This window comes from Actinomadura sp. 6K520 (genome assembly GCF_004349245.1).
GTDB lineage: Bacteria > Actinomycetota > Actinomycetes > Streptosporangiales > Streptosporangiaceae > Spirillospora.
Map to the genome: position 1 here is coordinate 1 of NZ_SMLC01000043.1, position 21,030 is coordinate 21,030.

A 21,030-nucleotide genomic window follows, 5' to 3' on the forward strand; every position below is an offset into this window, starting at 1 on the left:
CGACTCCACCGCCCACCCCGCCAAAATGCTGCCCGCCGTCGCCGCCACCGCCATCACCGCCTACACCCAGCCCGGCGAACTCGTGCTGGACCCGATGTGCGGCATCGGCACCACGCTCGTCGAAGCCGTTCACGCCGGCCGCGACGCGATCGGGATCGAACTCGAACCCCGGTGGGCCGCACTGGCGCGCGACAACCTCGACCACGCCCAAGAGCAGGGCGCCACCGGTAGCGGCGCCGTCATCATCGGCGACGCCCGACACGCCCACTCCCTGGTCACCGACCCACAGCTGGCCGGGCGGGTCGCGCTGCTGCTCACCTCACCGCCCTACGGACAATCCGTCCACGGGCAGGTCCGCTCCACCCGCGACTCCGGCCAACCCGGCGTCCACAAGTCCGACTACTCCTACGGCAAGACACCCGGGAATCTGGCCCGCGGCAGCCACCAGCGGCTGCTGACGGGCTTCGCCGACATCCTGGCCGGCTGCGTGCCGCTGCTGCGGCCCGGCGGCATCGTGGCCATCACCACCCGCCCGTTCCGCCGCCACGGGCACCTGGTCGACTTCCCCGGCCAAATCTGGGCCGCCGCCCAAGACGCCGGGCTGGAACCCGTGCAGCGGCTGGTGGCGCTGCTGTGTGGCATCAAGGACGAGCGGCTGGTCACCCGGGCGTCGTTCTTCGCCGCCCACGAGACCCGCAAGGCCCGCGCCGCCGGGCTCCCTCTCCACGTCACCGCCCACGAAGACGTGCTCGTCCTTCGCAAATCGCCGCATGCACCTGTTGACCATACGGGCGAGGGCGGCACGCCGGGTAGCGAGCGGTGATGCGGCACGTGGTGATGTTTTCCGGCGGGATCAGCAGCTGGGCCGCCGCCCGCCGCGTCGCCGACGAACACGGCACCAGCAACCTGCAGTTGCTGTTCGCCGACACCTACGCCGAGGACGAGGACCTCTACCGGTTCCTGGAGGAAGCTGCGGCACAGATCGGTGCACCGTTGATCCGCATCGCGGACGGCCGGACGCCGTGGCAGGTGTTCGACGACGAGCATTACATCGGAAATGCACGGGTGGCGCCGTGCTCCCGGCGACTCAAGCAGATCCCCTGCGTACGGTGGCTAGCTCAGCACACCGACCCGGCCGACACGGTGATCCATGTCGGAATCGACTGGAGCGAACTCCACCGCTTGCCGGCCATCGAACGCGGCTACCAGCCCTGGCTTGCCCACGCCCCGCTGTGCGACCCGCCGTGGACCAGCAAGGACGAACTCCTGGATCAGGCGCGTGCCTGCGGCCTGGAACCACCTCGGTTGTATGCGCTGGGATTTCCGCACAACAACTGCGGCGGCGCATGCGTCCGCGGCGGCCAGGCCGCCTGGGCGCACCTGTGGGGAGTCTTCCCCGACCGGTACCTCGACCACGAACGACGCGAGCAGGCATTCCAGAACCGGCTCGGCAAGAACGTCGCGGTCCTGCGTGAACGCCGCGGCGGGACCACACAGCCACTGACCCTCCGGCAACTTCGCCAACGCCTAGAGCGCCGGGCAGGAACAACCGAAGATCCGGACGGGCAGCGCGCCGCCCATGACGGGCTCGACTGGGGCGGGTGCGGCTGCCTGCCAGTCCCCGACTCATCCGCACGCAGCGAATCCTCCTCACCGACCCGCATCCAGCCGGTAACCGACAGGCGGCGGCCCGATGACCGCCGTTCACGCTGTACGGCACGCGAGACGGACGGGGACCAACAACGATGACGCCTCCCTCCGCGCTTGTGCACGTGCAGTTGCCCGGCGAATCCGCCAACGGAGCCCTGGGCGCGCGCGCCAACCGTTGTGCAGGCCCGGCAAGGGCGCCGCGCTGGTGGAGACGAGACCTCGCCACTACAGACTCCGTGTCCATAGCCGTCCTGCCGAACCCCACTCCCCCAACCCCTGACACACGGAAAGCGCCGGGTGCGATCGAGGCGCTCGACTTGACCACAGCCGCGCAGCCGAGCATCGATCGACCCCCTGGGTCGCGGTCTCGGCATGGGAGACGCGAGGGGGGTCTCCCACCAGCCACGCCCAGGGGCCTGGCCGGGGCGTCTCAGGTCGCGGTCGGTCTGTGATGGCAGGCCGCACCGGACGTCCCGGCGACCGCCCCTGCCCACCCGGCAGCGGCAGTCCGGACCACTACGCCGAACCGCTCAAGGTGCGCGTGGAAATCATCACCGTCGGCGGCCAGGAAGGCGCCGCGCTACGGGCGGCGCAAGCCAAGGTCATCCGCGAACTCTTGCTGTGGGTAGCCGATGAAGAAACCAACACCACATGACCCCCACCAGGGCAGCGTCACTCCAAACGAGCGGCGGATCATATTTGAGATCCTTCGACAAGCACAGCTGTGGGTGTACTTGCTCATCCTCGCGCCCTGCCTCCAGTTGGCATTGCGCCCAGGAGCAGCGCGATGAGTTCCCGGACCAGCGGATCGTCCCACCCGAGCGGCGCGCTTCGGTCCGTAACGCCAGTGACGGTGATCTCTCGCCCAGGGCTGGCAGCCACACCCGTGGCAGGCGTGGTCGACCCGTTCGACGGGCTACGAGTGGCCTGGTGCGGACGCACGTCCACCGACGACGTGCAGGACCCCACCCTGTCGCTGCCCCGCCAACTGGACAACAGCCGCCACGCTCTCCCCGCAGGGGCCCTGATCGTCGCCCACTTCTACGACATCGAATCGGGCCGCAAGAACCTCGAAGAACGTGGACGCGGCACCGCCCACGACCAGTTCCAGATCCCCATCCCGCGAGACGGCGGTATCCAGGACCTGCTCGCCGAAGCCACCCGGTCCGACCGGCGCTTCGACGCGGTGGTGTGCGAGTCGATCGACCGGATCTCGCGCCGCACCTTCTACGGCACCAAGATCGAACACGAGCTGGAACAAGCCGGCATCCCGCTGTTCGCCGCCGACGAGCCCATCACCCTGACCGGCAAGCGCGCCACTGCGATCCTCACCCGCCGCGTGAAACAGGGCATCGCCGAGTGGTACGCGATCCAGATGCTCGAGCAGTCCTGGGACGGGCTGCGCACCCACACCCGGCAAGGCTGGAACGTCGGCCACCCACCCTACGGATACCTCGCCGACAAGGTCCCCCACCCCGTCCCGGCCAAGGCCGCCGAGGGCAAGACCAAAACCCGGCTGGTCCCCGACCCGGTCCGCGGCCCCGCAGTCACTCAAATCTTCCACTGGCGCGCGGTGGACAAGCTCGGATACGGCGACATCACCGATCTCCTCAACGCCGACCAGGACCGTTATCCACCACCGATGTCCCTCAACCCCCGCTACCGCGACCGCAACGCCTGGAGCCGATCCGGTGTCCGCGAGATCCTCCGTAACCCCAAGTACACCGGCTACATGGTGTACAACCGGCGCGCCACCACAAGCGCCCGCGGCAAGGTCAACCCACCCAGCGCCTGGGTCTGGTCCGACCAGCCCACCCACGAACCCCTCGTCACCCGCGAAACGTTCGACGCCGCCCAAGCCATAGCCCAAGCCCGCCAACGCTCCCGACGCGCCCCCGGCCCCAACCGCCACCGGCAAACCCGCCACAGCTACCTACTGCGCTCCTACATCGTCTGCGGCCTGTGCGAGCGGAGAATGGCCGGAAAAACCGACCACCCACGGACCTACCCAGCCGTCTACTACTACTGCCAGCCCGACCGGAACCACAAAGGCCGCCCAGACCGCTTTCCCGACCACCCACCCACGGTGCGCCTCCGCGAAGAACCCCTGCTAGACGCCGTGCACACCTTCTTCGCCGACCGCATCTTCGGGCCGCACCGCCGGACGCTCCTGGAAGCCGACCTACCCGTCAGCGACCAACGCGCCCACGACGACTGGCAAGCCCGACGCCAGGCACTCCAGAAGACCATCGACGACCTCACCCGACGCCGCGACCGCCTCATCGCCCGCTTCGACCAACTCGACGAAGACAACATCGACCTCGACCCCGAAACCGAACGCGAACTCACCCGCCAACTCCAAATCCGGTTCGCGGAACTGGAAACCCAGCGCCGCACCAAACTCGCCGAGCTGCACACCCAGGACGCCGAACCGCCTCCTAACGAGCACCACACCGAGCTACTCGACCGACTCCCCCACCTTCAAGCACACCTGGCCGAACTACCCGAACACCTCCAACGACACCTCTACGACGCCTTCCACCTGCAAATCCGCTACCACCCGAACGAACACGCCATCACCATCCGCATCACGATCAGTGACGACACCGTCGAGACCCTCGCCCACGCCAGCCAAACCATCCTCGCCCCCGCACTCAACGAATCCCGCGACCCTCAACCACCCGTAACGATCTCCCCGACCAACACTGCTAGCCGCACCAGATCCACGCAGTCACCGGCCATGGCGCAATCGAGCCGTTTGGGCGTCGAGGTACAAATCCGTTTCTAGCCGCAGAATGCAGTCTCGGGTTCTTTTTGGCTACCCACCTGCTCATAATTCTGAGGGGACATGTTATCCATAGCCGGGGGGGCAGGACCCCTCTGCCTACCATCGGCCGCCTTAAACGCCATGCCATGCGAGACGGCGCAGGCTGTCCCCTTGGGTCCCGGATTGGCCGTGATCCTATGCCGAGACCGCGTTCATCTTCGATGACAGTCACCACAAACCCGAGGGACCTCGCGGCGCAGCCGGGCCGCACCTCGTCCTTCTCCGCGCTGGTCGGCCCGTCGGTCCTGCGGCCGTCATCGCGGTCGGCCTGGACCACCCGGTTCCGGATCGGCCGGAGGTTCGAACTTCCCTGCCGGCTCCTTCGTCTCCGACCGGCCCGCACCAACTCCGCTGGCTCCCATCGTCCCAAGCGATCAGGTGTCTACAAGGCACGGGCGCCCTCCATCCCGAACGGCGCGACGGGCACTCTCGTCGCCCCTGCTGACACCGGATCGGACTCTGATCCGGATTAACTACGCGCCGAAGTCAGCTACGGTCGAGATAATCAGAAGAACGGCAACGTAGGGGGAACAGGCATGGCTCAGAAGGTAATCGTCCAGATGACGGACGACATCGACGGCTCGGAGGCCAACGAGACCGTACGGTTCTCCATCGACGGTTCGGCCTATGAAATCGACCTGAACGAAGGCAATGCGGACAAGCTTCGCGGTGCTTTGCACGCCTACATGCAGAGCGGTCGACGGCTCAAGGCCACCAGGGGCGGCAAGGCCCCGGCCCGTAGCACCAATAGCCGTGAGCGCAGCGCCGAGATCCGCGAATGGGCGAAGGCCAACGGCATCAAGGTCAACGAGCGTGGGCGCATCCCAGCCACCGTCATCGAGCAGTACGAGGCCGCGCACTAGCCAGCCCGCACAGCCGTGTACGCAGCGCCCGAGGGACTCATCGGCTCCGGCCGGCGGCCCCCTGCTTGTCGCACTGGGAAGGAACGATCGCCCGTTGGCCACCACATGGGAGTGGTCATCGGAAGGTACCAAGGGCCACCCAACAGCAATGGCTACCCGGCTAATCGAGCTTGTACTTTGCCGACAACCTCGTCCGCGCGGGTCGAGCAGCACGCCATGCCGGGGTGTTTTCTGAGTACGGCCTCTGACGCCGGGGCGCGTGTGGGTCAGTGCCCGGTGCGGTAGACGGGTGGTAGCCAGAGGTATCCGCAGGTGCGGGTTTCCTTGTGGCGGACGCTGATGGGCCGGTAGGCGGCGGCGTTGATGAGGCCGGATGCGGCGGCGTGCTGGTAGAGCTGCTGGGAGACCAGCATGGCGAGGTCGGTGTCGGCGGCCGCGAGGTGCTGTTTGAAGGCGGGGGCCTCCAGTAGCCGGAACAGGTGCGTCAGTGGCTGGCCGAGCACACCGTACTCGTCGCGCTCGATGTCGCCGGTGTGCACGGCCATTCGGAGCCGGAGCCGGCCGAGGTCGTTGGCGAGTCGGTTGGAGCGGCGCAGCAGCGCGGTGAGGTGGTGGGCCAGCGGGTCCAGGGCGGCGGTGGGACGTACCTCGGCCGGGGTGACGATCAGGGCGCCGTCGCCGCGGTCCTCGCGGTGGCATGCCCCCCAGGGCAGCCTGGACATCTCGAAGGCTTCCTGCAGGTGACGATACAGGTGCGTGCGCAGGAATCTTTGGGCGTCGGCGTCGCGTCGTTGGTCACCGAAGCTGGGGATATCGACGGCGATGAGAGTGGTGTGCATCTTGGGGTTTCTCGCTTGGTTGGTGGGAGGCGGCGGGAAGGGGCGCCCGGCCGGATGGGCGGTCGGGACGACGGGGCTCACCGGCGGTCGAGGCGGGGCCGAGGGGCGAGGCGGAAGTCGAGCATGGAGTCATCAGCCCAGAAGTCCTCAAGCTGGCGGGCGGTGAGCTGCTCGATCGGCACCGCGGGGAGGGTCTTGCCCGTCTGGATCGACCACATGGTGATCAGCGCCAGCGCGGCCCGTGCGTCGTCCAGGCAGGTGGCGCCCGTACCCGGCCCGGCCGACCTGGCCGGATCCGAGCAGCTGATCAGGCGCTGAAGTGGTGATGCGGCGCACCGCAGCATCGCGTTCCTTTCGTGTGATGGCACCCCATGCCGGCCCCGGGGGGCCCGGGACGGCCTGGTGTGAGGTGAGATCACACTGACTGCCGCCTTCGAAATGACGCGACCTAAACGCCGTTTCCCGGACGTTCCTCGGATATACCGACCGGTATCCGAGACGCATCCGGAATTCACCACAATCTGAACGTTCGCTCGAAATCAGCTGAGTGCCGAGTTAGGTCAGAGCTCAACCAGGTCGACTGATTTGTGTCATGTGACCGGCTTTCCATCAGGGGGCTGCCACTATGTTCAATGACATCGGCGGACAGGCAGCTGAGATCGATCGGAACACAGGCATGGCAAAACGTGATCGTGTGGAGCAGTTCTCCGCAGTGGTTGCCCTACTGAACCGAGATCATCTTGCGGCCAACAAACCGACATTTGCTCACATTGCGCGCGTTTCAGGCGAGCTGGCGTCCGCGAAGCGGATAGTGCACGGCGTTTACGTCGAGCACCTGCCCCGCTCAACGGCCAACGACGTAATGCGGGGCATCCATACCAACAGACTGCGCTGGGCACTGGTGGAGAGCCTGTGGGCGGTGATCCACCACATCGCCGAGCAGCGAGGACTCGACACCCGCGCCATGACCTCCCGCCAAGAGCTCCATCGCCGCTTCCACCGCCCGGCCCCGTCCAAGGCCGCAGACGAGGCACCTGGGCTGCCCGCGGCAGAGCCCGCGCACCCCTCTCCCGCTCGGCCAGAACCCGCGCCACCGCACCTGCGCCCCAGGCCACCAGCGCGTGAAAGGCGGCCGGGCCCGGAGTTGCCGCACTCGGGGCAAGCAGACGACCCGCTCAACGACACACCCGGTCGCGGCATCGGTCTCATCTCCCCCGACCCACTCGCCTCCGGACTAGCACCCTTGGCTTTCGGAACCCCCGTCGACGGTAACGACCCACACGATGCCGCCCGGCGACTTCTGGCCCACGCTCGGCAACATGACGACGATGCCTGGTGGCGCGACCACCGCCGAGTAGTGCCCGCCTGGTTTGGTCCCTACCTCACCTTGGAACCCGAACTCGACCTCATCCGCGTCTATGCGCCACGCCGCGTCCCCGGACTGCTGCAGACCCCCGACTACGCGCGGCATGTGCTCACCGAGGACCTGCCCGGCATTCCCGCAGACGAACTGGCGCAACGAATCGAACTACGCCAACTCCGCCAGCAGCTGCTGCACCGCCCGGACGCCCCCCGCTACTGGGCCATCATCGACCCGCGGGCCCTAGCCCGGCGCACCGCCCCGCCCACGGTACTGCGTGGACAACTGCGACACCTGATCGCCATGGCCGCCTACCCGCACATCACCCTGCAGCTCGTCCGCAGCACCGACGCCGAACGCGTCGTTCCCGCCGGGCCGATCACACTGATGCGATTCCCCGAACCCGACGTGGGCGACATCGTCTACCTCGAACAAAACGATCACGGCATCTATGTGGACGACAGCGAGGCCGTCGACTACTTCGCGTTGCGCTACCAGCAACTGGCGCTCAAGGCCATGGAACCCCACGCCAGCGTCAGCCTGCTGCTGAAAATGCTTGACCGGCTCCAGCCATAACCACGCCGTCCCGTGCAATACCGCACCAGGTCTGGTCTGATAGAAGGAAAGGATAAGCAAGCACGCGGGCTGGGGTTCACCTATGGGCAGCGAGAACCGGGACTTTTGGGCCGGCCACGACGATGACCCCGACGGCAGAATCGACACCAGCATCCCGCACTCGGCACGGATCTGGAACTACTGGCTCGGCGGCAAAGACAACTTCCCTGCCGACCAGCAGGCCGGCGAAGAATACGCACGTACCTTCCCCGGCATCATCCCGCTGGCCCGCGCCTCCCGCGACTTCATCGGCCGTGCCGTGACCTACCTCGCCGCCGACAAAGGCGTCCGGCAGTTCCTGGACATCGGCACCGGCCTCCCCACCGAGAACAACACCCACCAGGTCGCCCAGCGCGCCGCCCCCGCCTCCCGCATCGTCTACGTCGACAACGACCCCCTGGTGCTGGTGCACGCGCGCGCCCTGCTGACCAGCAAACCCGAAGGCGCCGCCCACTACCTCGAAGCCGACCTGCACCAACCCGACCAGATCCTCACCGGCGCCCGGCAACTGCTCGACTTCACCCGGCCGATCGCACTGATGCTGATGGGCATCATCGGCCACGTCCCCGACGACGCCACCGCCACCCGGATCATCACCACCCTGATCGCCGCGCTTCCACCGGGCAGTTACCTGGCCCTCTACGACGGCACCTCCACCGACCAGGCATTCCTGGAAGCCCAGCAAGGCTACGACGACACCGGTGCCGCCCCCTACCGGCTGCGCAGCCCCGACCAGATCCGCGCCTTCTTCACGGGCCTCGAGTTCGTCGACCCCGGCGTCGTCTCCCTGCCACACTGGCGCCCTGACCCCTCCCCACTCCCCCCCGGCACCGTCGAGGCCTACTGCGGCGTCGCCCGCAAACCCTGAGGCACCGGTCGGTTCTCGCCGGCGAACCGGCCCGAGCGGGACCAGGTCGACGCGGCCGTCGGCAGGCGCCCCTGCAGGACCAGCTCGGCTCGACCTCGCTATGAGCGCTGCGGTCGCGAGAGTCCACCAGGTCTCGTGACCACCACACAGGCGGCAGGACTATAGCTGCCGGGTGCGCAGAACGCTCCCGCGGTGGGGCTTCCAACCCCGTACGATCTTGACCTGCAGCAGGCCGACGGTGAGTAGCCTTTGGGCGCGTCAGCAAGTGACAGGAAAACAGCGTGAAGCGATTGGGCCCTGCCGTGTTGGATGGGACACGTTTCCAGCGCCGTACTCCCTGAAGGGTCCTGCGAAATGACCGTGCCTGGCGCACCAGCCATCCCGCCCGCATACCAACTCACCCTCGAACGAGCGGTCGGGATCACGGACGAGGCGTGGAAGGTCATCGAGGAGACGCAGCGGCGTCTGGCCCGCGCCCTCGAAGCCGCTGACCATCCTCTCGCACTGGGCGTCGCGAAGGAGATGGTGGAGACGATCGCCAAGATCGTCCTCGCGACGCGCGGCGAGGTCGCCGGATCACAGATGGACTACGACAAGTGCGTGACGGCAGCTCATAAGGCGCTGGTGCGCCTCCCCGGCCAGCACTTGAGCAATGAGCCCGTGCTCAAGCAATTGGTGCAGAGCGCGAAGGGCATCGCTACGCAGCTCGCGCCGGTCCGCAACGCTTACGGGACAGGGCACGGGCGGGCGGAGCAGCCTGATATCCCGGAAGAGATGCTTCACCTGTGCTTGGACGGCGCGCTGCTGTGGTCGCGGTGGGCACTGCGGCGACTCGGCGTCCTCACACTCGCAATGCCCGAGCCCCTCATCCGGGACCTTAAAAGCGGGACCTTCTATGGCGGGACCTTGGCTCCGGGTCTGAAGGCAGCGCTGCAGACGGAAGGCGACGACGCGGTGCTGCGTCGGCTTGGTATGGCCGTCGGTCAGCGGGCCATGAGGGACACCCATGTCGTTCAGATGGAGGGCGTGCAGGCTTGTGCCGAAAGTAATGACCTACACGTCTGGCCTGCGACCTACCGGGCCGCTCTCTTCGAGGGGTTGTTCATCGATGCCACCGGGCGGCCCACCGTCAGCACGTGGTCGGCCGAGTGGGCATCCCGGGTGATCGCACCCCTCGACGAGGACGAGGCCGGCGCGGTTATTAAAGATCTTGAGACCAAGCTCGCCGATACCAATATCGATGACCTCACAGCCGCCTTCGAGAACGGAGCATTCTGCCGCCTGCTCCACCACAGCTACCGTTACCTGCCGCCCCGGGCACAAGAAGCCTGGACCCTCCTACTCGATTACATCGTGCTGGCAGTCGGCCTGACCGAACCGCCACAAGACTTCGAGTAGGCGCTCCGCGGCCACAGACGCAGCGCAGGCTGGGCTTCACGGTCCGGGCGCCGGGTCGGGTTTCGAGGAACCGCCGGCGTTGAGCGTGCCCCTTTGCGACTCAACTCACCGAGGCATCCATCCAGTTAATCGTCCCGCTCACGGTGTCAGGCGCGGGTCACAGTCACGTGACCCGCAGCGAGAACCGCTGACGCAACCAGGCGACCAGACGTCGGCGCAGCGGCACGCGGGTACTCTCCACGCCGAGTGCGAGCAGCGGGACCTGGGAGTTCTTCTTCCACGCCACCGGAATGAAGACCGGGCCGGCGACCACGTAGAACCGGGCGCCATGGTGCCTGGCGTGACCGCTCGGAGGATGCCACTCCAACCTGCCGTGCAACGCGATCGTCTCGGTGAACCGCGACGCCGTGCTCCCCTCGCCGGGATACAGCCGGTCGAAGGCCGCCAGCACCTCCTTGGAGAAAGCGACTCGTCGCGCCAACTCTGCCGATGACAGCCCGAACAAGGGCATGCTGCGGTGCAGCAACGTCAGCGCCTCGAACGGCTTCGCGCCCCCGCCCTGCCGGGAGATCGGCAGGCAGAACTCCTCCTCGCCGTCGTTCCCACCCGCGATCAGGAAGAAGTCCGCGGTGTTGCTGGAGTTGGTCCACCGCGGCCGACGCCGTACCGCCCTGGCATCACGCCCCAGCACCCAGCGCATCTGCTCCTCAGCCGCCTTCGGATCTGCACGGCCACCGGTCCTCTGCTGGTAACGCTCCACCGCGTGCTCGGTCAGCCGCACCTGGCCCATCAACTCCGCACCGCTCAACGCGAACGGATCGATGTGACGTTTACCGCGCCCGTTGGCCCGCAGGTAGGTATCGAGGACCACACAACCAGTCGCGGCGAAGCCACTGGCATCCCGCCTGTCCACGGCCAAGGGCAGGAGCAGCACGCCGTCGACGAGCAGGAACCTGCCGGTCTTACTGCGCCTTCCCTTGTACGGCGCGGGCAACTGATCCGAACTCACCACCCGACCGGCACCGCGCACCTGCTTCTCCAAGAAGGCCCGAGCCTGGACCGGCGTCCACCCCAGATCAGCCGCCGCCTGCCTGGCCGCCGCGTCCGTGATGCCCACACTCGGCGCCATCCCCAACCGCCTTTCGATTCCGCCCCAAGACTCACGGATCGCCCGAAACAACCGGAGTATCCAAACGGTGAGATTCCTAGTGCAGCCCTGGCCTGTCCTGGATCCGCTGCTTCCCACCCCTCATGGATCTTCTTGATCGATGCCGACCATCGGGCGATCGTCTGACGCCAGCGTCGGCACAGCGCCGGGAACCTGCAACTCGTCGCGCCCACGGGCGTAGTAATCGGTCCGTGCTCTTCGAAACGCCTGGTAGGCGTTATCCCACCCAGCCTCGTCCACATGCACGAGCCCACGTACGCACCATTCCAGATGCCACAGCTTCCGGTTCAGATCATGAGCGGCCTCGACCGTCGCCGCATCCCCGAGAACTTCGATGACCTGGAACGCCACTCCTCGTCTGGCCTCTCCCTCAGTCAGCAGATCACGCCCATCAGCGATGGCTGGCCGCAGGCAATCGGTGACCAAAGCCGCGAGTTGCCGCAAGCCGACGGGTGAGCATGCCCTGGTCGCTCACCGCGTTCAGGTACACAACGTGCGCATCCAGGCGTCGCTCATCCCAGCGCACCGCGCGTTCGCGTCGAGTCAGGCGGCGCTCATGAAGCCAGGTCACAAGGTAGGACATCGCGCCGCCGACAATGACTGCGATCAAGCACGAACCCGGCGAGCACGTCGGTCTCGAATGCCTCGATCTCATCCGCAGAGCCCGGCCCGCGTCTCTCCCTCAGGTCAGCGACCGCTGTCAGAGCCACGAACCCACCGCCCTCTCCTTCACTGCTATTCTAGTGCAGGGCGATCACTCTAATCGACGTTGCTTCAGAATTTCTGAGATTCGATCGATTGCCCGGCCCTGATACCACGTGAAGGCATAGGCGCTGAACAGCGCGACCTGCAGCCTCCAGCAGGCGGCACCGTCAGCCGCGGAACTCCAGTGGACTCCTACTGAGGGGTGGAGTCCAGCCTGGGGCCCTTCCGCTTGAAAGAACCTAAGAGGGCGTTTGATTTGAGACTTTCGTCCCGTGTGCCCTAATAGGTCCATCGCCAGTTTGGGGTGGTTTCGCCGGTTATGCGTTTGGTGAGGTTGTCGATCGAGGCGATGTGGATCATGGCTTCGGAGCTGGCCGGCAGTGTTTCGTAGTCGCGGGCGAGGCGGCGATGGAGCATGATCCACCCCAGGCTTCTTTCTACTACCCACCGGCGTTTGACGACGTGGAAACCAGGCGTTTTGGTGCTTCTGGGGACGACCTCGACGTCGATATCCAGCTTGGCCCCGTATTCGACGGCGGCGTTCTTGAATCCGGTGTCGACCCAGGTTTTAGAAATGCTTGGATAGGTCTTCTTTGTCTGGTCGAGCAACTGCCTGCCGATGGCGTTGTCGGACTGGCTCGCGGCGGTCACGATCACGGCGAGGATCAGCCCGAGCGTATCGGTGACGATGCCTCTTTTGCGGCCTACGATCTTCTTGCCGGCGTCTGTTCCCTGGCTGGTCACGGGGACGTTGGTGGAGGTCTTCACGCTCTGGGTGTCGACCACGCCGGCGGTCGGTTCGGGCTTTCGGCCTTCCTTGATGCGGGCGAGGCTGGTCAGTTCATATCCAAGCTTGGTGAAGATTCCCTCGTCCCGCCAGGCCGCATAGTAGGCGTAGACGGTGGCATGCGGTGGGAAGTCGTGGGGCAGGTATCGCCAGGCGATTCCCGTCCGGTTGACATACAGGATCGCGTTGAAGATTTCTCGTAGGTCGGTGAGGGCCGGTTTTCCGGTGGGTCGACGATCGAGCCGGTTCTGGCGCCATGCGCTGAGCGTCGACTCGATCAATTCCCAGCGGGCGTCGGAGATGTCGGAGGGGTATGCGCGTCGGGGGGTCACGCCAGAGCCTTACCTTATGCGCGGTCGTCACCGCCAAGAGGAATTGAGTACGGCGTTTCTATGGCAAGTTCAAACCAGACAGAAATCGGAGCGCATATCAGAATGAAACGGGCCCGACGACTTGCGGCCGCGGAAGCGCAAGTGGCCCCATGGTGCCCATATCGACACAAAGAGTCGGACAGGCATAAGCCTGCATTGTGGACACGCCACACCTAAACGCCCTCTAAGGCCGTTGAGCTTCTGCCGAGGGCCGCCGGAGAACGCCAGAAAGACCATGCCGTCATCAATCAGCGCCATGTTGATCAGATCGGCCGCTGCCGTCCACCGCAGCACGTTCGCCTCGTCGTTGAGGATGTGCTTGGTGCCTGCATAGTGCTCCCCAGCCCACTCCAAGACGTCCGGATCGGAGAGTCCGTCCTGTTCTGGTATGCCGATGATGCGTCGCACACAGCGTTCGTCTTCGCTTTCCTCCGAGGCCCAACGCAGTACTGAATCGAAATAGTCGGCGGAGGCGCGGGTGGCGAAAGCAGTCGGCGGGTAGCGCCGGGCATAGGTGAGCCGGATTTCGGAACGCGCCTGGTTGACCTGTTCGGTGGCGGCTTCGTAGAACTCGCGATTGTCGCGGTACCACTGGACGCTGAGCATCGCGGTGCCCGTGACGCCGGGCACACCGGGAAGCGGGTCCTTCTTCGCTGCGCTCTGACGCTGCTCGTCAATCCGCCTTCTGGCCTCCAGCCAGCGTTCTCGCCACAGCGCGGGATCGTCACCACATGCCCTGACCAGAGCCTGTGTGTGCTCCCAGGAGGGAAACCGGCGGCCGTTCAGGATGGCGGAGACGGTGGAGCGTGCGCATCCCACTTTCCGGGCAAGAGCCTCCTCCGTTGGCATGTGCAGAGTGCTGCGCCGAAGCTCACGAAGGTGGGCGGCGAACCACTCTCGAGGGTCGGACGGTACCGGCTGCCGAAGCCCGCTGGTGGACATCTCTCATCGCTCCTGACACAGAACGCTACCGAGTGACACTCATTGTCCGCCATCGCTCCCTGCCGTCGCAGCCGTTCGTCCGCGAACGGTCACAACATGCCGGCGAAGGACCTCCTATGTCTGGATTCATTGCGGTCCAGAATCCAGCGTCTGACACTTTGGCTATCCGAGTCTCGTCGACCGGATCCATAAAGAAGGGAGTCGCTCATGTGATCGAGCCGTAGCCCTTGAACTGGGCATCACGACGAAGACCGGTAACGACCCAAGGCCGCCCCCTGGTCCTTCTGGCTGGAAGAAGGGAGCGGCCTTCTCCGAACACAAGGAATCCTCATGCTCGTCGAATCCAGCATACGTTCTTCACGCAGGGTGCGAGCAGGTATCGCTGTGCCGGAACCGGCCAGCGCGCCCCTACCCTCCCGACCCCGGGGCTGTACAGGAAAGAGTGCGGCCGCGCGCCGGAACAGGCGTTGGGGAGGCGGTCGATGATCACGCTTCAGGGCATCGTCGTCCTGATCGCCACATTGCTCGCTGAGACGATCTTCTGCGCACTCACCCTTGCGGCCGGGGCCGGCTGGCCTGCCGCGCTGCTCAGCGCCGGTGGCGCCGGAGGCGGTGTACTCAGTGTGCTGCCCCGGCTCTTGGAGCGCGGTTCCCCATCATAGTTTTCGTGACCTGGACGATGCCCGTGGTCAGAGACCCCGGCAAACGCGGACATTCGCCGATGGGCGCCCCTCTGTAGTGACTCTTCGCAGTGGGGCGCCCGTGCGGCACCTAGGGATCATCGCGGATGACCGGTGAGCTGCGGGATGCGGGCTGGGAGGTATCGGTCAACACTGTGGTGGCGCGGAGGGCCGAACTCCGCTTGGCCGCGTGTCCGCCCAGAAGTGACGGTCGCTGACCCGCAGCGCGGTCGTATCACCATGATCAGCCGCTAGACCGCCCCCCATCATGATGGCGGCGGCGACTTTAACCAGCTCATGGATCGGCTCAGGCAGACTGAACCCTTGATCGCTCGCCTCACCCCTCCACCGGAGGCGCCTTGCCGATCAGGTCGTGGCCGTCAGGACCAGCCCCTATGAAGGAGGTGGCCGCGCAGACCGCGGCGGCGATCAACTTCGACCACGCGCCCCGCCCCGGCAGCATCTGGACCGCCAGTTTCGGGCCGATGACCGTCAGCAGCGCGGAGCAGATCCAGGGCAGATAGACCGCGATCCACGGGCGGCGCTGTTATCGTTCAGCAGGGTCAGCAGGGACTGTTCCTCGTCCCTGCTCGGGTCGCGGGCCTCCAGCTGGTTCGGACCCTTGGGGAGCAACTCGCGCATCATCTCGACCGCGCGGTCGGCGGCCATGCTCGTCGGCCGGTAGGTGTCGCTTCGTCTCTGCTCGTCGGCGGATGACCCGTCCTTGTCCCAGAGCCGGTGCTTCTGAGAAACAGATAATCGAGGTATTTTCTTGGTTGTGGGAATGGGTCTTGCGATCGTGCTGGTAATAGTCACCACGGTGGACGTGGTCACCACGAGGAAGAGGAAAGCGACAGCAGTTCACGTACCCACCGGCCCGGCCCAAGAGCGTGACACTGTACGCTCGATCCGCTTGCGGTAGTGCCCTGACTTCAATATCATACTGAGTATGAAAGTGACGTCTCCTCCTCGGGTCAATAGGCAGCGTTGGTTGTCGAGGAAACCGGACCCTTCGGCTGCGGCGCGGCTGTTCTGCTTCCCCTACTCCGGATGTAGTGCGTCGATGTACAGTCAGTGGCCGCGTTGGATCGGCCAGATCGAGATTTGCCTCATTCAGCCGCCTGCTCGGCAGAAGCGGATTCGTGAGCCGCACTACGAGACCTATGAGGCATTGGCGGCGGCTCTGGTCGAGTACCTGCCGCCGTATCTTGACAGGCCGTTCGCGTTCTTCGGGCATTGTGGAGGAGCTTTACCTGGGGTGGAACTGACGCGCCAACTGGCTGCGGCCGGACTTCCTCTGCCGAGACGGGTGTTCGTGTCGTCGCAGGTCGCCCCGCATGACGGGCCGTACGGCCGGTTACTCGACCTGAACGCCGACCAGCTTGGCGAGGAGCTGGGCAAGATCATGACCAATCTCGGCGTCGAGCCGACCGCGGAATTGATCGAAATGAGCCTTGAACTGCTGATCCAGGATCTCGAGGCAAATAAGCGCTACAAGGTCGCGAAACCCTTTTATTTGCCAACTGGAATCACCGCCATCGGCTGGTACGATGATTCGGAGATACCGATGGATCGGATGAACGGCTGGCGAGAGGTGTCCGAGGACTGTCGCTATGCCCTGCTCGAAGGTGATCACTTCCGGTTTCTTGACGCACCGCGTGCGCTACTGGACGAATTCGAGCGCGACCTGGCCTCGTCCGCGTAAGGGAATCGGCAGGCCAGGTCACACGTGCCACTTTCAAAGGAGCTTATACATCCAGCCGTGCGTGTCGTCGGCAGCACCCGCCTGGATAGCCAGGAGTCGCTGACGTAAGCGCATGGTGATCGGCCCTGCTTCGTTGGAATTGACAAGGAACTCACCCGTCGCGTGCTTGACCCTGCCCACCGGAGTAATCACCGCTGCGGTGCCGCAGGCGAAGACCTCCGTGAGTTCCCCGGAGACTGCCGCTGCCTCCCATTCCTCGACGGAGACGCGACGTTCTTCGACGCGGTAACCGAGGTCGCTCGCCACACGCAGGAGGGAATCACGCGTGACCCCGGGGAGAAGTGAGCCGCTGAGCCGCGGAGTGACCACCCGGGCCTCAACACCCGAGCCAAGCACAAAGAAGAGATTCATCGCCCCCATCTCTTCGACCCAGCGGTGCTCGACCGGATCCAGCCACACGACCTGATCGCAACCCTCCCCATGAGCCTTTTCCTGAGCAAGAAAGGTTCCGGCATAGTTTCCGGCGCATTTGGCCGCACCAGTGCCGCCCGGTGCCGCCCGGGAGTACTCCCGCGACAACCAAACGCTGACCGGCCTGAGCCCGTCGGAAAAATAGGAGGCGACGGGCATTGCCATCAGTACATAAAGGTACTCGGTCGCTGGTGTCACCTTGAGATGCGTCGACGTAGCGATCATCAACGGCCGCAAATAGAGCGCTTTCTCTTTCCCCTCCGGAACCCACCGCTCGTCCATAGCAACCAACTCGCCCAACGATGTCAGAAACAACTCCCCGGGAAGCTCCGGCATCGCCAGCCGTCGTGCGGAACTACGGAATCGCAGCGCGTTCATGCTGGGACGAAAGGAGGCCACCGACCCGTCGCGCTGCCGGTAGGCCTTCAAGCCCTCGAAGATAGCCTGCCCGTAGTGAAGCGCGGAGGCGCAGGGGGACAGTGTCAACGGTGCAAATGGACGCACCGCGGCGTTGTGCCATCCCCGTTCGGGGTTAAAATCTGTCGTCACCATGTGGTCTGTGCCATACCGGCCGAACCCTGGGTCAGTCAGCACCTTGGCGATCTGCTCGCCGGTCGCGGGATTTTCGTTCGGTATTCTGTCGAACGGCGTGGTCATCGCGCCTTTCGCACCTCACCGATCGTGGACGTCTTCGTCGGGGAGCGCCGGATCGCGACGAGAGGAAGATGCTTGATGCCCGCGATGAAGTTGGAATGCAGGTGTTCCGGTTCGTCGGCGAGTTCGAACTTCTCGAACTGGCCGAAGAGTTCCTGGAAGAATTCGTTCAGGGTTATGCGAGCAACCGCGTGTCCGACGCAGTAGTGCGGTCCGATGCCGAAGGCGAGGTGGCGCCCTGCGTCGCGCCGAATGTCGAACTTGTATGGCTCAGGGAACACGTCGCTGTCGCGGTTCGCCGAACCGAGCCAGACGACGACCGGCTCGTTCTCCCGAATCGTCACGCCGCTCAGCTGGACATCTCGCTTCGCGTAGCGCATGAAGTGACTGGCTGGTGAGCTCCAGCGCAGCGCTTCGTTGATACCGCGTTCGAGCAATTCTGGGTGGTCAGCCCAATCGTCATACTTGCCGCCCTGGACCAGCTCGATCACGGCCGCGTTGGGCACGTGCGGCGTGGTGACGTTCGCGCCCAGCAGAAGGCTGTAGCAGTTGGAGACAATCTCCCCGGGGCGCAGCTTGCGACCGTTCTCGAACTCCATCGTGCGCAGCACGTCGATGAGGTCGCCGTTCCCGGTGCCCTTGCGCCGGTTGAGTGCCTCCTCGAAGGTGGCGAACAGTTCGCGGTGAGCGCGCCTCAACGTGGCCTGGCCGCCCTCGGGCCTGATGAACTCTGGGTCGTCAGGCGCAATGGCCTGGCTGGTCAGGTAGGTCAACCGAGGCCAGTCCTCGCGGTCGAGACCCATCAGCGTGCCAGTGACCGCCATCGGCAGCTTCCCGGTGAGCTCGGCGAAGTCGAACCGTTCTCCGTCGACGATGCCGGCGAAGAGGCGTTCGACCTCGCCGCGGATCAGACCACGATGGCGCTCGAGCATCCTGAGGTTGAGCGCTCGCTGGACGGGTGAGCGCATCCTGGTATGCCGCGGTGGGTCCGTTGCGGGCATTTGCTGCCCACTGGCCGGGTCCTTCTTGCCGAGCAGGTTCAGCAGGGTTCCATGCTCGGAAGTGAACACCTGGTGGTCTCTCAGTACCCTCGCGACGTCGTCGTACTTGGTGGCGGACCAGAAACCCAGATCCGGGCTGACTTGTTGCCAGTGCACCGGCTCGCGCTCGCGCATGGCGTGCCAGATGGCGTGAGGATCGCCTTCGGCATGGACGGCGGGATCCACCAGGTCGACCTGTTTCAGGTCGACGGGCTCCAGCCCGGTAGGGCGCGTCAGTTTCATTGACTCTCCTCCCTGAAGCCGAGATCGACGAATTCGGCCAGGCCTGCAACCGTCGCGTTTTCGTAGAAAAACCGAGCCGCCGGAACCTCGGCCGACAGCGCATTGCGAATACGAAGAAGAAGGTCCGTGGCGCTCAGCGAGGTTCCACCGAGATCGAAGAAGTCATCGTAGATGCCGACTTCCTTGACGGCGAGCGCGTCGGCCCAGATGTCGGCCAGTAGAGCCTCAATCGGGGTGCGCGGAGCCACATATTCGATGTCCGATTCCCGAGGCGACTGTTCTGGTACCGGAAGTGCGGCCCGGTCGATCTTTCCGTTGCGGGTCAACGGAAAGCTGTCCATCATCGTGATCGCGGCCGGGTTCATGTGCCTCGGTAGGCGTTTATGCAATGCGATGCGCAGTTCTGACAACAGGTTTTCATCCTGCCGCTCAGGAACGACATACGCCACAAGAGTCTTTTCCTGAGATGAGAGATCGTCTCTGGCGACTACCACGACCTCCTTCACACCGGGCTGCCCGGCCAGCACCGCCACGATCTCACCGAGCTCGACACGGTAACCGCCCACCTTGACCTGGTCATCTACGCGACCACGAAACTCGAGAGTGCCGTCTGCGTCGCGCCGAACCACGTCGCCGACGTCGTACATCCGCTCGCCCGCGTGAAACGGGTCTGGCAAGAACCGCTCTGCGGTAAGGCCCGGGCGGCCCAGGTATCCGCGGGCGAGCCCGGTGCCGGCGGTGAACAGTTGGCCCCAGTCACCGTCAAGGACAGGCCGCAGACTCTCGTCCAATACGTAGACGCGAGTGCCCGTGATCGGCCGTCCGATGGGAACTGTGTCACCGACGGGATCGGTCACCTGATGGCAGGTCGTAAAGCAGCTGTTCTCCGTCGGCCCGTAACCGTTGACAAGACGTAGCTGGGGATACAAGCGGCGCACTCTGTTGATGTGCGCGGGCGACAGCACGTCGCCACCGGCGAGGAGCTGGCGCAAGCCCCCGAGGTCAGCGAGGTGGCTGTCGACCACACGGTGGAACAGCCCGGTTGTCAGCCAGAGCGTGGTGACTTTGTCGCGCTCCAGACACTCGACCAGTTCCGCCAGCGAGAGCGTGCCTGGTGGATAGATGACCAGGCGTCCGCCATGGAGTAGCGCTCCCCAGATCTCGAACGCGGCCGGGTCGAAGGTCAGCGCGCAGAGTTGCAGGAATGTCTCGTCCGGACCGAACTCGGCGTAATCGCCATCTTGCACGAGCCGGGTGACGCCGCGATGGGGCGCGCAGACACCCTTTGGCCGGCCCGTCGAGCCCGACGTGTAACACACATACGCGAGGTTGTCGGGTGTGGTGGCCGCCGAGAGCGGTTCAGGACCGGACAGCTCCGGGTCCTTTTCGTCGTCCAGGGTCACCACGGTCGAGCCGACCTCGGGCAACCGGTTGATCAGCTGTTTGTGGGTGAGCAGGACCTGGGCTTCCGCCTGATCGAGCATGTACCGGAAGCGCTCCGCGGGTTCGTCCGGGTGCAGGGGCAGGTAAGCGCCTCCTGCCTTCAGGATCCCGACCAGGGCGATCACCATCTCGAAAGAGCGCTCGACGCAAACCCCGACGATGCTTTCCGCGCCGATGCCGAGTTCCCTCAGCCTGCGCGCCAGCCGGTCCGCCTGCTCGTTGAGTTCCCGGTAAGTCATGTCCTCGCCGCAGAACCGTAGGGCCGTGGCATCGGGACGGCGGCGTACCTGCTCCTCGAACAACTCGGTGATCGTCGCGTCCGGCCAGTCTTTCCCGGCACCCATCAGTTCTCATCTCCTATCGGCCGACAACAGGTCGGCGTCGCGTCTTCCAGGTGCTCA

21 protein-coding genes are annotated in these 21,030 nt (G+C 65.3%); 10 read left to right on the forward strand and 11 right to left on the reverse strand.

All coding sequences use genetic code 11. The features are described from left to right. The 4 genes from E1289_RS14210 to E1289_RS14225 all read left to right on the forward strand — a co-directional run. Positions 1-823 (forward strand): DNA methyltransferase (locus E1289_RS14210; RefSeq protein ID WP_131980142.1); only part of this gene is annotated, 823 nt, incomplete at its 5' end. Continuing rightward, positions 823-1,749, forward strand: coding sequence for a hypothetical protein (locus E1289_RS14215; RefSeq protein WP_207928960.1), 927 nt, complete (start codon positions 823-825; stop codon positions 1,747-1,749). The genes E1289_RS14210 and E1289_RS14215, both read left to right, overlap by 1 nt. Before the next feature lie 787 nt (positions 1,750-2,536). After that, entirely contained in the window at positions 2,537-4,438 is a 1,902-nt protein-coding gene (locus tag E1289_RS14220; protein ID WP_165970464.1) for a recombinase family protein, read from the forward strand. Positions 4,439-5,013: 575 nt separating this feature from the next. Further along, complete coding sequence (locus E1289_RS14225) at positions 5,014-5,340, forward strand: Lsr2 family protein (RefSeq protein WP_131980146.1); 327 nt, start codon at positions 5,014-5,016, stop codon at positions 5,338-5,340. A gap of 266 nt (positions 5,341-5,606) precedes the next feature. Here the strand turns inward: E1289_RS14225 and E1289_RS14230 are convergent, their stop codons facing one another. Both E1289_RS14230 and E1289_RS14235 read right to left on the reverse strand, forming a co-directional pair. Continuing rightward, on the reverse strand, positions 5,607-6,179 hold the full coding sequence (locus E1289_RS14230; protein ID WP_131980148.1) for a hypothetical protein: 573 nt from the start codon (positions 6,177-6,179) through the stop codon (positions 5,607-5,609). 77 nt (positions 6,180-6,256) lie between these two features. Beyond that, on the reverse strand, positions 6,257-6,523 hold the full coding sequence (locus E1289_RS14235; RefSeq protein ID WP_131980150.1) for a hypothetical protein: 267 nt from the start codon (positions 6,521-6,523) through the stop codon (positions 6,257-6,259). Between the two features lie 281 nt (positions 6,524-6,804). Between E1289_RS14235 and E1289_RS14240 the strand changes: the two genes are divergently transcribed. The 3 genes from E1289_RS14240 (at position 6,805) to E1289_RS14250 (ending at position 10,420) form a co-directional block, all read left to right on the forward strand. Continuing rightward, positions 6,805-8,115 (forward strand): DUF5753 domain-containing protein, encoded by a 1,311-nt coding sequence (locus E1289_RS14240; protein WP_131980152.1) that lies wholly within the window; start codon positions 6,805-6,807, stop codon positions 8,113-8,115. Between the two features lie 82 nt (positions 8,116-8,197). Beyond that, positions 8,198-9,022: an SAM-dependent methyltransferase gene (locus E1289_RS14245; protein ID WP_131980154.1), complete on the forward strand. Its 825-nt coding sequence runs from the start codon at positions 8,198-8,200 to the stop codon at positions 9,020-9,022. Between the two features lie 354 nt (positions 9,023-9,376). Then, positions 9,377-10,420 (forward strand): abortive infection family protein, encoded by a 1,044-nt coding sequence (locus tag E1289_RS14250; protein WP_165970465.1) that lies wholly within the window; start codon positions 9,377-9,379, stop codon positions 10,418-10,420. A gap of 163 nt (positions 10,421-10,583) precedes the next feature. Here E1289_RS14250 and E1289_RS14255 read toward each other — a convergent pair whose 3' ends face one another. From E1289_RS14255 to E1289_RS14275, 5 genes are all read right to left on the reverse strand, one after another. Beyond that, positions 10,584-11,537, reverse strand: coding sequence for a hypothetical protein (locus tag E1289_RS14255; protein WP_131980158.1), 954 nt, complete (start codon positions 11,535-11,537; stop codon positions 10,584-10,586). Between the two features lie 132 nt (positions 11,538-11,669). Beyond that, positions 11,670-11,939: a hypothetical protein gene (locus E1289_RS14260; RefSeq protein WP_131980160.1), complete on the reverse strand. Its 270-nt coding sequence runs from the start codon at positions 11,937-11,939 to the stop codon at positions 11,670-11,672. 40 nt (positions 11,940-11,979) lie between these two features. After that, positions 11,980-12,198 (reverse strand): hypothetical protein, encoded by a 219-nt coding sequence (locus E1289_RS38200; protein ID WP_165970466.1) that lies wholly within the window; start codon positions 12,196-12,198, stop codon positions 11,980-11,982. Between the two features lie 374 nt (positions 12,199-12,572). Beyond that, positions 12,573-13,412, reverse strand: coding sequence for an IS5 family transposase (locus tag E1289_RS14270; protein ID WP_131980162.1), 840 nt, complete (start codon positions 13,410-13,412; stop codon positions 12,573-12,575). Positions 13,413-13,481: 69 nt separating this feature from the next. Continuing rightward, positions 13,482-14,393: a helix-turn-helix transcriptional regulator gene (locus E1289_RS14275; RefSeq protein WP_131980164.1), complete on the reverse strand. Its 912-nt coding sequence runs from the start codon at positions 14,391-14,393 to the stop codon at positions 13,482-13,484. A 482-nt stretch (positions 14,394-14,875) separates the two neighbouring features. On the opposite strand from E1289_RS14275, the gene E1289_RS14280 reads away from it, so the two are divergent. Both E1289_RS14280 and E1289_RS40125 read left to right on the forward strand, forming a co-directional pair. After that, entirely contained in the window at positions 14,876-15,055 is a 180-nt protein-coding gene (locus E1289_RS14280) for a hypothetical protein (protein ID WP_131980166.1), read from the forward strand. 413 nt (positions 15,056-15,468) lie between these two features. Beyond that, the gene (locus tag E1289_RS40125; protein WP_279487342.1) at positions 15,469-15,597 is read left to right on the forward strand and encodes a hypothetical protein; all 129 of its coding nucleotides are present in this window, start codon (positions 15,469-15,471) and stop codon (positions 15,595-15,597) included. Here E1289_RS40125 and E1289_RS14285 read toward each other — a convergent pair. Next, positions 15,566-15,907 carry a hypothetical protein gene (locus E1289_RS14285; protein ID WP_131980169.1) on the reverse strand — a complete coding sequence of 114 codons (342 nt, stop codon included), beginning with the start codon at positions 15,905-15,907 and terminating at the stop codon, positions 15,566-15,568. The genes E1289_RS40125 and E1289_RS14285 overlap by 32 nt on opposite strands. Positions 15,908-16,022: 115 nt before the next feature. On the opposite strand from E1289_RS14285, the gene E1289_RS14290 reads away from it, so the two are divergent. Then, positions 16,023-16,778, forward strand: coding sequence for a thioesterase domain-containing protein (locus E1289_RS14290; protein WP_131980171.1), 756 nt, complete (start codon positions 16,023-16,025; stop codon positions 16,776-16,778). A 33-nt stretch (positions 16,779-16,811) separates the two neighbouring features. Here the strand turns inward: E1289_RS14290 and E1289_RS14295 are convergent, their stop codons facing one another. From E1289_RS14295 to E1289_RS14305, 3 genes are read right to left on the reverse strand one after another with little or no spacing between them, the layout of a single operon-like run. Then, positions 16,812-17,906 carry a branched-chain amino acid aminotransferase gene (locus E1289_RS14295; protein WP_131980173.1) on the reverse strand — a complete coding sequence of 365 codons (1,095 nt, stop codon included), beginning with the start codon at positions 17,904-17,906 and terminating at the stop codon, positions 16,812-16,814. Then, on the reverse strand, positions 17,903-19,186 hold the full coding sequence (locus E1289_RS14300) for a cytochrome P450 (RefSeq protein WP_131980175.1): 1,284 nt from the start codon (positions 19,184-19,186) through the stop codon (positions 17,903-17,905). The genes E1289_RS14295 and E1289_RS14300 overlap by 4 nt, the downstream gene beginning before the upstream one ends. Next, entirely contained in the window at positions 19,183-20,973 is a 1,791-nt protein-coding gene (locus E1289_RS14305; RefSeq protein ID WP_131980177.1) for a non-ribosomal peptide synthetase, read from the reverse strand. Before E1289_RS14305 ends, E1289_RS14300 begins: the two co-directional genes overlap by 4 nt. Positions 20,974-21,030: the final 57 nt, after the last annotated feature.